Origin of the sequence: Pseudomonas sp. NPDC088368 (genome assembly GCF_044753445.1) — a bacterium.
Taxonomy (GTDB): Bacteria; Pseudomonadota; Gammaproteobacteria; order Pseudomonadales; family Pseudomonadaceae; genus Aquipseudomonas; species Aquipseudomonas bambusae.
Genome location: NZ_JBIVNG010000019.1, coordinates 34,318 through 48,369, shown reverse-complemented (window position 1 = coordinate 48,369; position 14,052 = coordinate 34,318). Strand labels below are relative to the sequence as shown.

Sequence of the window (14,052 nt, the reverse complement as noted above, 5' to 3'; positions counted from 1 at the left end):
TCGACCGCCGAAAAAAAAATGATGATACCTGCCAATCGCTTATGTCACATCCCGCGCTGAAATTCGCGTCCATTTGGCGTGAGGGGTTTGCAACCTGAAAAATCCTGGATTAAGATCAAGCCATTGCATACGTATGCAAATCTTCATACCCATAAGAACAATCTCCAAGGAGAACACCGTGGCTAAGTGGCTTAAACAAGGCGCCGAAGCAGAAGTCATCAAATCCGCTGCCCGTGAAGTCCGCGATACCGTTGAAAATCTGCTGGCCGACATCGAAGCACGTGGCGACGCCGCCGTGCGTGAATTGGCAATCCGTTTCGACAAGATGGACCGCGAGGACTACCGCCTCACGGACGCTGAAATCCAGGCCTGTCTCGATCAGCTCAGCGACCGTGACCTCAAGGACATCGAATTCGCCCAGACCCAGGTGCGCAACTTCGCCCAGCACCAGCGCAATTCCATGGTCGACGTTGAAGTCGAAACCCTGCCGGGGGTCATCCTCGGCCACAAACACATTCCAGTGAACGCCGCAGGCTGCTACGTGCCCGGAGGTAAATACCCGCTGCTGGCATCGGCGCACATGTCGGTGATCACCGCGAAAGTCGCCGGTGTACCGCGCATCATCACCTGCGCCCCGCCCTTCCACGGCAAACCGGCGCCTGCCATCGTCGCCGCGCAGCACATGGCCGGTGCCAACGAGATTTACTGCCTGGGCGGTATTCAGGCGATCGGCGCCATGGCGCTGGGCACCAAGTCCATCGCGCAGGTGGACATGCTGGTCGGTCCGGGCAACGCGTTCGTTGCCGAAGCCAAGCGCCAGCTGTTCGGTCGCGTGGGCATCGACCTGTTCGCAGGCCCGACCGAAACCCTGGTGATCGCGGACGAAACCGTCGACGGCGAACTGTGCGCCACCGACTTGCTGGGCCAGGCCGAACACGGTCCTGACTCCCCGGCCATCCTGCTGACCACCTCGGAAAAACTCGCCCGCGAGACCATGGCCGAAGTCGAGCGTCTGCTGAAAATTCTGCCGACCGCCGACATCGCCCGTCGCGCCTGGGAAAGCTTCGGCGAAGTGATCGTCGCCGAGGACGAAGCGGAAATGCTGGCCATCGCTAACGACCTGGCCTTCGAACACGTGCAAGTGATGACCAAGGACCCGGATTACTTCCTCAAGAACATGCGCAACTTCGGCGCACTGTTTCTCGGTCCGCGCACCAACGTGTCGTTCGGCGACAAGGTCATCGGCACCAACCACACCCTGCCCACCAAGAAAGCCGCGCGTTACACCGGCGGTCTGTGGGTCGGCAAGTTCATCAAGACCTGCACCTACCAGAAGGTGCTCACCGACGAAGCGTCGTCAATGGTCGGCGAATACTGCTCGCGCCTGTGTGCGCTGGAAGGCTTCGCCGGTCACGGTGAACAGGCCAACATCCGCGTGCGCCGTTATGGCCACAAGGACGTGCCCTACGCCGGTGCCGCCCAATAAGCGTCACGCTCCAGTTGGCTTTTTGCGGAAAAAGGCGAGCGCACGACCGCTCGCCTGAACAATAAAAACAATCACATCCACTGCGGACCACACCTCGCCTGACCAGGCCGGGTGGCGGTTCGCTGTGCCGCTTTTAAGGATTGACTCATGAGTGTTGTCATCGCCGTTCTGGCGTTGTGCGTTCTGATGCTGGCTGCGTATCGGGGTTACAGCGTCATCATCTTCGCCCCACTGGCGGCCCTTGGCGCTGTGTTGCTGACCGATCCGACCGCCGTGGCGCCGGTGTTCAGTGACCTGTTCATGGACAAGATGGTCGGCTTTATCAAGCTGTACTTTCCGGTCTTTCTCCTCGGCGCGGTGTTCGGCAAGCTGATCGAACTGTCGGGTTTTTCCCGCGCCATCGTCCAGGCGGTCATCGGGTTGCTGGGGAGCAGCCAGGTGATTCTGGTGATCGTGCTGGTCTGTGCTTTGCTCACCTACGGCGGTGTGTCGCTGTTCGTGGTGGTCTTCGCGGTCTACCCGTTCGCTGCCGAGATGTTCCGTCAGGGCAACATCCCGAAGCGCCTGATGCCCGCGACCATCGCGCTGGGTGCGTTCACTTTCACCATGGACGCCATGCCCGGCACTCCGCAAATCCAGAACATCATTCCGACGACCTTCTTTGGCACCAACTCCTGGGCCGCACCGTGGCTGGGCGTGTTGGGTTCGCTGTTCGTGCTGACCTGCGGCATCGTCTATCTGGAATACCAGCGTCGTAAGGCCGCCCGGGCCGGTGAAGGTTACGGGACCAACCTGCGCAATGAGCCGGAAACCCCGGAGCAGATCAAGCTGCCCCACCCGCTGATCGCCCTGCTGCCGCTGATCCTGGTAGGGGTGATGAACCTGCTGTTCACGAAATGGATTCCGGGCTGGTACGGCGGTTCTTATGGCATTCACCTGCCGGGCCTCAAGGCGCCGATCCAGACCGACGTCGCCAAGCTGACCGCGATCTGGGCGGTGCAGGCGGCGTTGTTGGTGGGCATCATTACCGTGCTGGTGTTCTCCTTTCGCACTGTCGCCAGCAAACTGGCCGATGGCAGCAAGACGGCCGTGGGCGGCGCGATGCTGGCGACGTTGAACACGGCATCGGAATACGGCTTCGGCGCGGTGATCGCGGCGTTGCCGGGTTTTCTGGTGGTGGTCGACGGGCTGAAGGCAATCCCCAACCCGCTGTTGAATCAGGCAATCACCATCAACATTCTGGCGGGGATTACCGGTTCGTCCTCCGGCGGGATGAGCATCGCGCTGGCCGCCATGTCCGACACCTTCATTGCCGCCGCCAATGCCGCGCACATCCCGATGGAAGTGATGCACCGCGTCGCCTCGATGGCTGCCGGGGGCATGGACACCCTGCCGCACAACGGCGCGGTCATCACCCTGCTCGCCGTCACCGGCCTGACCCACCGCGAGGCCTACAAGGACATCTTCGGCATGACAATCTTCAAGGTGCTGGCGGCGTTCTTCGTGATTGGCGTGTATTACGCGACCGGGTTGGTTTGATCCAAGGGATCGCCCCGGTTCCAGCGGCGATCCCCGATCTCTGTGGGGGCGAATTCATTCGCGAAAAATGGCACAGCCGATAAAGGTGCATGGGCTGTACGGCCGCTTCGCGAATGAATTCGCTCCCACAGTTTTGGTTTATGTTCCCCGCTGCTCCCGCCGGAACTGCCCCGGCGGCACACCATGGGCCTTGCGAAACCGCCGCGAGAAATACGCCTCATCGGCAAACCCGCAAATCTCGGCAATGTGGCTCAGGGGTTTGTTGCTGTTCATCAAATGCGTACGGGCCAGACGCATGCGACGCTCCAGCACCAGTTCGGAAAACGTGCTGCCGGTTTCCTTGCGCAGCAGGTGGGTCAGGTAGTTGGGCGAAAGAAACGCCGCAGCCGCTGCGTCGGTCAGGGTCATCGCCGGATCGGCAATGTGATCGCGAATGTAATCCATCACCCGCCCCATCGCATCACGCCGCCCTCTTCGCTCGGCCTTGTTCGCCGACAGCGCCCGCAACTCGGCTTCGAACAGGTTGCAGACCTCGCCAATCAACTGCAGCAGATACCCCCGCAACACCGACCCCGAACCCAGTTTCCTCGTCTGATCCGCTTCGCGCATCTGCATGAGCAATGTCGTCACCTCGACGAACTGTGCGTCGTCGAAGATGAAATCCAGGTGCTCCTGAAACCGGAATGGCGCCAGTTCAGGTGCTTCGGTCAGCGGCACGTCTTCCAGGTCCATCGGGTCGCAGTGCAGACGTTGCAGCAGGAATTCCTGAGAGAAATTGATCAGCACGAAGTTGCCGTCTTCGGGATGCGGAATCACGTGCAGACGATGGGGCAGGATGAACGCCAGGGTGTTGCGCGGGAACGGCCGGATCGCGCCACCGATATGCTGCACGGTGTCGCCGCCGAGGTTGATCTGGATCTGAAAGTATTCGTGACGATGGGGCGACGTCAGCGCCGGGCGAGCGGACTTGTCACGAATGTAAAAATCCATGCGGTCGCTGCGCTGTTGCATGCCGTAGGTCTGAATGCGGGGGGTGTTCGCCATCGAAATGAAGCCCGGAAAAAGACTTCAAGCTACAAGTTTTGAGCGGCGAGCTGCAAGCTAAAAGCTGCGAGCGTGAAGCCAACGCGCACAGGCTTTTCTCTTGCAGCTTGCAGCTTGCAGCTTGCCGCTCGGCGCTTGCAGCTTATCCGATGGTGACGGTGAGTTCGGCCAAACCTTCGATGCCTGCGGTGACCACGTCACCCCGTTGCAGCGCGCCGACGCCCGCTGGCGTGCCGGTGTAGATCAAATCGCCCGCTTTGACGCCGACCGATTGCGACAGGTAAGCGATCACGTCTTTGACGGCCCAAATCTGGTCCGCCAGGTCCCCGCGCTGGCGAGGTTCGCCGTTCACGTCCAGCCAGATGGAACCGCTGTCGGGATGACCGACCTTGCTCACCGGCAACAGCGCAGTGGCCGGGGCGGAGGCGTCGAATGCCTTGGCCCATTCCCATGGACGGCCCATTTTCTTGGCCTGCGCCTGCAAATCACGACGGGTCAGGTCCAGGCCGACGCCATAGCCCCAGACGTGGCTCAGGGCGTCTTCAGCGTCGATGTTCACGCCATCCTTGCCAATCGCGACCACCAGCTCGATTTCGTGGTGCAGGTCCTGGGTCAGCGGTGGGTAAGGGATCGTGCCTTCGGCAGGCACCACCGCGTCGGCGGGCTTGGCGAAGAAAAACGGTGGCTCGCGATCAGGGTCGTGGCCCATTTCACGTGCGTGTTCGGAATAGTTGCGACCGACGCAGAACACGCGACGGATCGGGAAACGGGCAGAAGTGCCGGCCACGGCCAGCGACGGCGTGGCGACGGGTGCAATGACGAATTCGCTCATGGTCATGTCCTCGAATGAAAGTGGCTCGACAGGGACACAGTGTGCGGATTCGGCGGCAGGCCGGGTTGGACAGATCCCCGGAGGTTTTGGACGGAGCAACGGTGTTGCGCCTTCCTGCTCTTCCTCCAGCCCGGAAGCTGGAAAATCACGACCTGGCGACTGCCAAAGCCCTGACTCACCAATCACCCGCTTCTGCCGAAGGCGTGGGAGCTGGCTTGCCTGCGATCGGCTGCGAAGCAGTCGTAAAACCAGACGGCTCGGAATTACCTGACCCACCGCGTACACAGGGTTTGCTGCCGCTTCGCGCCAGATCGTAGGCAAGCCAACTCCTACAGGCTCCGCCCAGAATCAAAAGCAATCAGTGCGGGTTTCGATTTCTCACGCGAACTTAAACGTCGATCTGGTGCCTTTTCACCCACGCCCCACAAACGGCATGCTGTTCGCCATCACCGTCATGTTCAGCACGTTCGCCGACAGCGGCAGGCTGGCCATGTAGCTCACGGCATCGGCCACGTGCTGCACGTTCATCGTCGGCTCCACCTGCAACTCACCGTTGGGCTGCAACACGCCTTTGGTCATGCGGTCGGTCATCTCCGTCAACGCGTTTCCAATGTCGATCTGGCCGCAGGCGATGTTGTACTGCCGACCGTCCAGCGAGGTGCTTTTGGTCAAGCCCAGCACCGCGTGTTTGCTGGAGGTGTACGGCGAGCTGAACAGACGTGGTGTATGCGCGGAGATCGAGCCGTTGTTGATGATCCGCCCACCTTGCGGCACCTGACGACGCATCAGACCGAACGCGCCGCGCACGCACAAAAACATCCCGGTGACGTTGGTGTCGATCACGTTCTTCCATTGCTCCACCGACAACTCATCCATCGGCACCGCCGGTGCGCCGATGCCTGCGTTGTTGAACGACACATCCAGACGCCCGTACGTTTTTTCAATCGTGGCAAAAAGCGCCTCGACACTGGCCGCATCGCGCACATCGGTAGACACCGCCAGCGCTTGCTGGCCCGCCGCTCTCGCCTGTTCGGCCAGCTCAGTCAGCGGTTCCAGGCGACGCCCGGCCAGCACCACGGCGTAGCCGTCTTTGAGCCATTGCAGCGCCACGGCACGGCCGATGCCACTTCCTGCGCCGGTGACCAGCGCGACTTTCAAGGCAGACGATGAAGACATGAGAAATTCCTGATTGTTGTTAGAAGAATGAAAACGACACGGTCGGGGCTTAGCTGTAGACAGGCGTCAGGACCGGCTTGCCCGCATAAAACGCCAGCAGGTTGTCCGCAACCATCTGCACCGTGCCCCGTGAAGCTTCCGGCGACAACCCACCCACGTGAGGCGTCAACACCACGTTGTTCAGCGTTTTCAGGACATCCGGTACCTGCGGCTCGTCGTCGAACACGTCCAGACCTGCACCTGCCAGACGCCCGTGTTGCAACGCGTCGACCAGCGCTGCAGTGTCCACGACACTGGCCCGGGCAATATTGATGAGGAAACCTTCCGGCCCCAGCGCCTCGATGGCGGCGCTGTCGATCAGGTGACGCGTGCCGCTGCCGCCCGGCGTCGCAACGATCAGAAAATCGGATTCAGCCGCCAGTTCCAGCGGCGTGGCGCAATAGGTGAAATCCACACCGGCCCGAGGCGAACGGCTGTGGTAACTCACCTGCATGTCGAAACCCAGCGCACGCTTGGCGATCGCCATACCCACCGAACCCAGCCCCAGAATACCGAGGCGCTTGTTGGCGAACGAAGGCCGCGTGACCTTGCGCCACTCGCTGCGCCGCACCGACGCATCGGCCTGGGGAATGTCACGCACCAGCGACAACAGCAACGCCATCGTATGGTCTGCAACGGTCGGCGCATTCACTCCCGCCCCATTGGTCACCACGATGCCTCGCGCTTCTGCAGCAGGCAGGTCCACCTGCTCGTAACCGGCGCCGATCACACAGATGATCCCCAACTTCGGCAACGCCGCCATCTCGGCCGCCGTGAATCCCAATGGCCCACGGGTCAGCACTGCGTCGATCTCGCTGCCCCGCGTCGCCACCGCCTCCGCCCGCATGGCCGGGGTCGGCGCCAGGATCAGCCGAAACCCCTGCTCTTCCAAGATCGGTAAGTACTCGTTCACGCTCTCGACCAACACCAGGACCGTCTTCATCATCACCCCGTCGCGGAAAATTCGATGGGACAGACAGTAGCGCGAGTTAGAGCGGTTTTCACCCCTGAAATCGATTCCCCCCACCCTTCTTCGCGCAATACATCGCTTCATCCGCATGGCGGAAGAGTTGCGTCAGGTCGGTGGCGTTTTCCGGGTAGTTGGCGATGCCGATACTGGGTAGGATTTGCCAGTCGTTGCCTTTGAGGACCATGGGGACGTTGAGGGTCCTGCAGATTTTTTCCGCGACTTTCGCGGAGTCGTCCGGATGGTTGACGCGGTCGAGCAGGATGACGAACTCGTCGCCGCCGATTCGCGCGACGGTGTCGGTTTCGCGCACGCACAGCTTGAGGCGATGGGCGACTTCCTGAAGCAGCAGGTCTCCCGCCGCGTGGCCCAGGGTGTCGTTGACCTGCTTGAACTTGTCGAGGTCGAGGTAGAGCAGCGCCAGTCGTCCCGCGCTGCGTTTTGCCCGTTCAAGGGATTGTTGCAGACGCTCTTGCAAGAGCATGCGGTTGGGCAATTGGGTCAGTTGATCGTATTGGGCCATGCTTTTCAGGCGGTCATACAGCTGCTTGCGCTCGATGGCCGCCGCCACTTGGGTGCAGACGAACTGCAACAGTTCCTGATCCCGCTCGCCGTAATGCGGGCAGTCCGGATGGCTCTTGACCAACAGCGCACCGATGATGCCGTGCTGGGTTTCCAGTGGGGTGGCGAGCCACGACAGGCCGTCGCTACCGAGCAGTTTCCGGAGGTGCTCAGGCGTCGGAATGACCGGATCAGCATCGACGAGTACAGGCGCCAGCAGCAGCGGCCGCCCGGTGCCGACCACTTCGGAGGCCAGGGCGTCAGCCACCGGCTGCTGAAGCGTCGGATCGAGCTCGTCAACGTAGTAGGGAAAATTCACCAGGCCGCTGTATTTGTCTCGCAGGGCGACATAGAAATTGCGCGCGGGCAGCAGGTCTGCGATCACGCCGTGAATGTCCTTGAACAATGCGGGCAAGTCGCTGGCGACGTGAGCGGCTTCGGAAATGCTCAGCAGCGCCGAGCGCACGGAATCGGAACGTTTGCGCTCGGTGATGTCGCGGGCCACCGCGATGCGCAGGTTATCCACTTCGGACCAACGCGCTGACCACATGATGTGCACGATGCGCCCATCCTTGCGCACGTAGCGGTTCTCGAAACCGACGTTGGGCTGCCCTCCCATGATGTCCCGCGCTGCTGCCAACGTGCGTTCGCGATCATCGGGGTGCACCAGCTCAATCATTTTGCGACCGATCAGTTCGTCGGGCCGGTAGCCAAAGATGCGCTCCGCCGCCGCACTCGCGAAAACGTAACGACCTTCGACGTCCACCACACAGATGGCGTCCATCAGCATGTCGACAAAGCCCACCAGTGCCGCGTAAGTGTTTGTTTCCATACGAAAAGAGCCGCCCGCTAACTGAAACGTTCATGCACCCGACGATTTAGCGTCATGAAAGCGCATGAAACTGTGAGCCATATTGCCGAAACGTGCTGGTTTCAGCCATTCGTCAATCCGCCATAACGACAGTTTTTTTCCAGCAGCGACAGTCTGGTTGCCCGCAACTCATCGGCTGTTTATGGTCTGACCCCATGCGCCCGGACACGCAGCCGCTCAACACGCAGGCTGACACGCGCAGCGGTTTCCCGCCGCTTCATGAATGAATCATGCACATAAGGAATGTCATCACATGCTCAACAGGCTCTCCACCCACTTGCTTTCCAAGACCGTGCTGGCCACCGCAATGGCCGCTGTGATGTGGTCGTCGGGCTCGGCCACGGCAGCCAACGAACCGGGCAAGGCGCTGGCCGCGAAAATCGGCGTGCCTTGGCCTGCGGTCATCGCCCACCGAGGCGCCTCGTTCAATGCACCGGAAGAGACGGTGCCCTCTTACACCCTGGCCCGCGAGTTGGGCGCGGATTATCTGGAGATGGACATTCAGCGCACCAAGGACGGCGTGCTGATTGCCTTGCACGACGACACGCTGGAGCGCACCACCAACGTCGCCGAGGTCTATCCGGACCGGGTGAAAGATCCGCTGAGCAGCTTCACCCTCGAAGAAATCAAGCGACTGGACGCAGGCTCCTGGTTCAACAAGGCCCACCCGGATCGCGCCCGCGCCAGCTATGCGGGGTTGAAGATTCTGACCCTGGATGAAGTGATCGACATCGCCGAGGGCGGCAAGAACAAACCGGGGCTGTACATCGAGACCAAGGTGCCGGCGCAATTCCCCGGCGTCGAAGAGGATTTGAAAAAGAAACTGGAGCAACGCGGCTGGCTGAGCCAACGCCCTGCGGCGGAGAAAGGCCATGTGAACGTGGCGCACATGCCGGGCCGCGTGGTGTTGCAGACGTTCGAGAAGCCGAGCCTGGAACTGCTGCAGAAAGCCATGCCTGACACGCCAAAAGTGCTGTTGTTGTGGACGGGCGACGGGTATATCCCGGCGGCGTCGGACAAGACGTTCAAGGATTCGGGGGCCAAGGACAAGGCGGCGTTCTACGCAACGCAGCAGGTGAAATCCAAGGAGGAGTTCGCGGCCTGGATGGACTGGGCGAAGGCTCACGGTGCCATAGGCACAGGCCCTGCGGCCGCGCTGAAAAACGGTAGGGATCAGAGCTACATGGATTTGGTGCAGCCCTGGATGAACAAGATGGCCCATGACCGTGGGCTGATCATCCATCCCTACACCGTGGACGACGCGGTGGACTTCAAGGCCATCAGCGCTCGGGGAGTCGACGGGTTCTTTACCAACCGGGCGTCGGAACTGCTGAAATTCTACGGTCGTCCGTCGAAAGAAAGCATGGAATCGATCCTGAAGCGGATCGGGTATTGAAACCCGCCGTGATTCTAGCTGGCTGACGTCATAAATCGCGGCGTCGCTTACCCTCTGTAGGAGCGAATTCATTCGCGAGGCGTTGGTACAGGCGATGGAGATGTGTCGTCTGTATGGGCCAATCGCGAATAAATTCGCTCCTACAGAGCGCTTGCCGCAAAGGACGAGACTTACGCCAGCTCCGCCACCACCGCAGCCAACGCTTTTGCCGGATCTGCTGCCTGGCTGATCGGGCGGCCGATGACAAGGTAGTCGGAACCGGCGTCCAGCGCCTGGCGCGGGGTCAGGATGCGCCGTTGGTCATCCTGCGCGCTGCCCGCGGGACGAATCCCCGGCGTCACCAGTTGCAACGACGGGTGCGCCGTTTTCAGGGCCTGAGCTTCCAGCGCCGAACACACCAGACCGTCCATCCCCGCCTTTGCTGCCAGCGCCGCCAGACGCAGCACCTGTTCCTGGGGTTCGATGTCCAGGCCGATGCCTGCCAGGTCCTCACGTTCCATGCTGGTCAGCACGGTCACGCCGATCAGCAGCGGCTTCGGGCCGCTGCGTTGATCCAGCACGTCGCGGCAGGCCGCCATCATGCGCAGGCCGCCGGAGCAGTGCACGTTGACCATCCACACGCCCATTTCCGCCGCAGCCTTGACCGCCATCGCCGTGGTATTGGGGATGTCGTGAAACTTGAGGTCCAGAAACACTTGGAAGCCCTTGTCGTTCAAGGTCTCGACAATGCCCGACGCGCTGCTGGTAAACAGTTCTTTGCCCACTTTGACCCGGCACAACGTGGGGTCCAGTTGGTCCGCCAGTTTCAACGCGGCTTCGCGGGTCGGGAAATCCAGGGCGACGATGATGGGGGTCTGGCAGGCGGACATGAGCGGGTTCTCTGGCAAGTCGAAATCGGCGCGCATTGTAGCTGAACCCATCGCAGGGCGGGACCCGGTGATCGGTAAAAGACAAAGATGCCGCCAAGCCTGGGGCCAACCGTCACACCGTTTCGAAGCCGACTCGCATCCCCGCACGACCGGGCATCCCCTACAATGGAACCACTGGGCAGCGCCGTTGCTCAAAGCGATATCACAATAAGGAGAGAGCCTCATGCCCTGGTATGCCTGGTTGATTCTGGTAATTGCAATTGGCTCGATCGTCGGCGGTTTGGTGATGCTGAAGGACTCAGCGAAAAAACTGCCCCTGACCGATGAACAGCTCAAGCGCGTTCACGAGCGCAACGCCGAAATGGACGCCAAGGAAGCCCGCGACCGCTAGACCGCGTCGGGCGGTGAAACCTCGCCGCCCCCGCCTGCCCTTCTGTTCTATCAATCCGTACCGTCACTCTCATCCAGCGCCACGGCGTGATGTGTGGCCTGTGGCGTCACGGCGATCCGGAACGGCTGGAAGATCTTGAACATCTGCCCGTTCTCCCGAAGCTTTCTTAGCAACTCCCCAAACTTTTCCCCGGTAATCGGCGCATTCGGTCGCAGGAGCGCGTAGTGCCGGTATATCTGATCGACCCGGTCTGAAATCAGGAATTGATCGGCGTCTTCAGGGTTACTGGCCATGAACGTGCTCAGGTACGAGCGGGTGACCAAGGCAATGTCGGCCCGATCCCGGAGCACCATCAACAGGTTGCTGTCATGGGAATAGGTCAGCGTGGCGTTGTATTGATCGGCCAGGAACTTGGGGTCAGCGTTAAACCGCGCGAAAGCGTAGTGATAACCGCTGAACAACGCGAGGCGCTTGCCCGTCAGGTCATCGAAATAGTTCTGCCCGCGCCCTTGCATACGATGGGCGACGAAAATCTCGGCGTCTTCAAGCCCCATGTCGACGTCCTCGTGGGGAATGTCCTTCCAGCCCCAGGCCGGGTTCTCGAAGATGGCCATGTCGAAGCGTTCCTGCTGAAAATCGCGGAAACGACGGGGAATTGAGGTTGGCACCATCTCGAAATGGTAGTCGGTCTGCATAGCGTTCAACGCACTGACCATCTGTGGCAACAACCCGGTGTCTTCGCCCCGTTCAGGGCGAATCGTGTACGGCGGAAAATGCGCCGCACCAATGCGCACGATCTGCGCCGCGCCCGCTTGCCAGGCCCACAGGGTCGTCGTTGCCAACAGCAGCGTTTTCAAAGCCATCCGCACGGGCGTAGACATCAAGACAAAGCACCTCTGGCGAATCGGAGTACGCGTAAGCTATGCGTTCGCGAACAATTAGACAACGGTCAAACGACATCAAAGCTGGCTTTATGCCAGATCCGGCTGTTTCAACAATAAAAGCAACGCCTGCTCCGCCAGTTGTTCCAGGGTCAGAGTGCCCTCGGCGCGATACCAGGTGGTGGTCCAGGACAACGCGCCCGTCAGAAAACGTCGGGTGACGGCCACATCCCCTTGCACCAGACCGCAGGCCTTGGCTTCCCCCAGCACGTGCAGCCACAACTGCTCATAAGCGTTGCGCAAGACCCGGACCCTCGCCTGCCCGTCGGCCGACAGCGAGCGCCACTCATAGATCATGACGGCCAACGCTTCGCCGGTGCCGCCCATGATCGACTGCAATTCGCAGCGGATCAGCGCCAATACGCGCTCACGCACATCCCGGGTTTGCGCCAATGCGACACGCATCACCTCGGTGTTGTAGACCATGGTCTGCTCCATCACCGCGCACAAGATTTCATCCTTGCTGCGAAAGTGATGAAAAATACTGCCCGACTGAATCCCCACGGCCGCCGCCAGGTCCCGCACGGTGGTGCGCTCATACCCTCTGTGACGAAACAGGTGCGCGGCCACTTGCAGCAGCTTGCCCCGTGGGCTGTCCGGATCAGTCATCAGTCCGCCCGCGATCAGCCCGTGCATCACCGTCGACGTGTCGCGTTCATCCACCGCCATGCCCTTTCACTCGATCGCAAAAAACGCCCACAAAAACCATCGGTCGCGCGGCAATTTATGCCGAGCGCTTCAACCAAGCAAGCGCTTGGCCAGCATTGACCCCATCTGCCCGACGAAAAAAATCACCCGGCGGGTTAAACAATCGTCCGTCAGATGAGTCCCACGCAGTGATCATCCGTGATCGTCACGTTGGACGCAGTGGGCCTAATGTGGCTACGCTGCATCACGGTGCCACGGATTAGGATACTGGAGCGAGCAATGCCCCATTGGTTGGTGATAGATCTGGAGGCCACCACCGAAGAGGGCGGATGGCCAGTGGCAGAGATGGAAATCATTGAGATCGGCGCCTGCGTGGTCAATTCGGACGGCCGCGAAATCGACCATTTCGAACGCTTCGTGCGCCCGGCGCGCAGGCCGCAACTGACCCCGTTTTGCCGCGAGCTGACCCATATTCAACAAAGCCAGGTGGACACGGCGTCGCCGATAACGACGATCTGGCCGCAATTTGAACGCTGGATGAGCCATCACCGCACACGGCTGGTGGGCTGGGTCAGTTGGGGAGACTACGACCGCGAGCAATTAACGCTGCAATGGCAGGAACATCGACTGGCGAGCGAGCTGAGCGGCCTGCCGCACATTAACCTCAAGCAGCGCTTCGCTCAGGCCCGACAACTGCAAAAACCCTGTGGTCTCAATGCCGCGCTGCAACTGGCGGGCATGCATTTCAATGGCCAGCAACACCGAGCGCTGACCGACGCACGCAACACAGCGCGATTGATCCCGTTGGTCATTCCTTCCTGAAAGATGACGCATTTACCAAAGCGGATGACGGCCTTTTGTACGTTGGGCATACTGTCCGCCCTTTTTCAGCCCTTTCGAGGAGATCAGCCATGTTCAAGGTCAACGAGTATTTCGACGGCACCGTCAAGTCCATCGCCTTCCAGCAAGCCGAGGGCGCAGCCACGATCGGCGTCATGGCGCCAGGCAAATACAACTTCGGCACCGCTGATCGCGAAATCATGCATGTGGTCTCGGGCTCGCTGAAAGTCCTGCTGCCAGGCGCCAACGATTGGGAAACCTTCAACGCAGGCGACCAATTCCGCGTGCCGGCGAACAGCAAGTTCGACCTGGAAGTGAGCGTCGAGACCGCTTACCTGTGCGAATACCGCAAGGACTGAAATACAGACGCCCCATCATGGGCGCTGTTTTTATCAGCACAGACGAACTGTAGGGGCGTGGCTTGTCCCGCGATCTGCTGCGAAGAGGCAGCC

At 60.7% G+C, this 14,052-nt stretch carries 14 protein-coding genes; 6 read left to right on the top strand and 8 right to left on the bottom strand.

Features of this window, described 5'->3' with window-relative positions; all coding sequences use genetic code 11:
* Positions 1-178 precede the first annotated feature (178 nt).
* Together hisD and ACIQAL_RS30240 are read left to right on the top strand one after the other, a co-directional pair.
* The gene (gene hisD, locus ACIQAL_RS30245) at positions 179-1,486 is read left to right on the top strand and encodes a histidinol dehydrogenase (protein WP_341959031.1); all 1,308 of its coding nucleotides are present in this window, start codon (positions 179-181) and stop codon (positions 1,484-1,486) included.
* Positions 1,487-1,633: 147 nt separating this feature from the next.
* Complete coding sequence (locus ACIQAL_RS30240; RefSeq protein ID WP_341959032.1) at positions 1,634-3,025, top strand: GntP family permease; 1,392 nt, start codon at positions 1,634-1,636, stop codon at positions 3,023-3,025.
* Between the two features lie 138 nt (positions 3,026-3,163).
* Here ACIQAL_RS30240 and ACIQAL_RS30235 read toward each other — a convergent pair whose 3' ends face one another.
* From ACIQAL_RS30235 to ACIQAL_RS30215, 5 genes are all read right to left on the bottom strand, one after another.
* Positions 3,164-4,069, bottom strand: a complete 906-nt coding sequence (locus ACIQAL_RS30235; RefSeq protein ID WP_401152072.1) for an AraC family transcriptional regulator — start codon at positions 4,067-4,069, stop codon at positions 3,164-3,166.
* A 142-nt stretch (positions 4,070-4,211) separates the two neighbouring features.
* The gene (locus ACIQAL_RS30230; protein WP_166597954.1) at positions 4,212-4,901 is read right to left on the bottom strand and encodes a fumarylacetoacetate hydrolase family protein; all 690 of its coding nucleotides are present in this window, start codon (positions 4,899-4,901) and stop codon (positions 4,212-4,214) included.
* A 411-nt stretch (positions 4,902-5,312) separates the two neighbouring features.
* Positions 5,313-6,077 (bottom strand): SDR family oxidoreductase, encoded by a 765-nt coding sequence (locus ACIQAL_RS30225; RefSeq protein WP_401152070.1) that lies wholly within the window; start codon positions 6,075-6,077, stop codon positions 5,313-5,315.
* 49 nt (positions 6,078-6,126) lie between these two features.
* Positions 6,127-7,059 carry a 2-hydroxyacid dehydrogenase gene (locus tag ACIQAL_RS30220; RefSeq protein ID WP_401152142.1) on the bottom strand — a complete coding sequence of 311 codons (933 nt, stop codon included), beginning with the start codon at positions 7,057-7,059 and terminating at the stop codon, positions 6,127-6,129.
* A gap of 58 nt (positions 7,060-7,117) precedes the next feature.
* The gene (locus ACIQAL_RS30215) at positions 7,118-8,476 is read right to left on the bottom strand and encodes a diguanylate cyclase domain-containing protein (protein ID WP_401152068.1); all 1,359 of its coding nucleotides are present in this window, start codon (positions 8,474-8,476) and stop codon (positions 7,118-7,120) included.
* 292 nt (positions 8,477-8,768) lie between these two features.
* Between ACIQAL_RS30215 and ACIQAL_RS30210 the strand changes: the two genes are divergently transcribed.
* Entirely contained in the window at positions 8,769-9,911 is a 1,143-nt protein-coding gene (locus tag ACIQAL_RS30210; RefSeq protein WP_401152066.1) for a glycerophosphodiester phosphodiesterase, read from the top strand.
* 170 nt (positions 9,912-10,081) lie between these two features.
* Here the strand turns inward: ACIQAL_RS30210 and pyrF are convergent, their stop codons facing one another.
* Positions 10,082-10,780, bottom strand: a complete 699-nt coding sequence (pyrF, locus tag ACIQAL_RS30205) for an orotidine-5'-phosphate decarboxylase (RefSeq protein ID WP_401152063.1) — start codon at positions 10,778-10,780, stop codon at positions 10,082-10,084.
* 223 nt (positions 10,781-11,003) lie between these two features.
* Here pyrF and ACIQAL_RS30200 point away from each other — a divergent pair, with 223 nt between their 5' ends.
* Positions 11,004-11,171, top strand: coding sequence for a DUF2897 family protein (locus ACIQAL_RS30200; RefSeq protein ID WP_166597948.1), 168 nt, complete (start codon positions 11,004-11,006; stop codon positions 11,169-11,171).
* A 50-nt stretch (positions 11,172-11,221) separates the two neighbouring features.
* Here ACIQAL_RS30200 and ACIQAL_RS30195 read toward each other — a convergent pair whose 3' ends face one another.
* Together ACIQAL_RS30195 and ACIQAL_RS30190 are read right to left on the bottom strand one after the other, a co-directional pair.
* Complete coding sequence (locus tag ACIQAL_RS30195; RefSeq protein ID WP_401152062.1) at positions 11,222-12,052, bottom strand: substrate-binding periplasmic protein; 831 nt, start codon at positions 12,050-12,052, stop codon at positions 11,222-11,224.
* 90 nt (positions 12,053-12,142) lie between these two features.
* Positions 12,143-12,781, bottom strand: coding sequence for a TetR/AcrR family transcriptional regulator (locus tag ACIQAL_RS30190; RefSeq protein ID WP_401152060.1), 639 nt, complete (start codon positions 12,779-12,781; stop codon positions 12,143-12,145).
* A 258-nt stretch (positions 12,782-13,039) separates the two neighbouring features.
* On the opposite strand from ACIQAL_RS30190, the gene ACIQAL_RS30185 reads away from it, so the two are divergent.
* Both ACIQAL_RS30185 and ACIQAL_RS30180 read left to right on the top strand, forming a co-directional pair.
* Positions 13,040-13,582: an exonuclease domain-containing protein gene (locus ACIQAL_RS30185; RefSeq protein ID WP_401152058.1), complete on the top strand. Its 543-nt coding sequence runs from the start codon at positions 13,040-13,042 to the stop codon at positions 13,580-13,582.
* Between the two features lie 89 nt (positions 13,583-13,671).
* Positions 13,672-13,959 (top strand): pyrimidine/purine nucleoside phosphorylase, encoded by a 288-nt coding sequence (locus ACIQAL_RS30180; RefSeq protein WP_166597945.1) that lies wholly within the window; start codon positions 13,672-13,674, stop codon positions 13,957-13,959.
* The last annotated feature ends 93 nt before the right edge of the window (positions 13,960-14,052 follow it).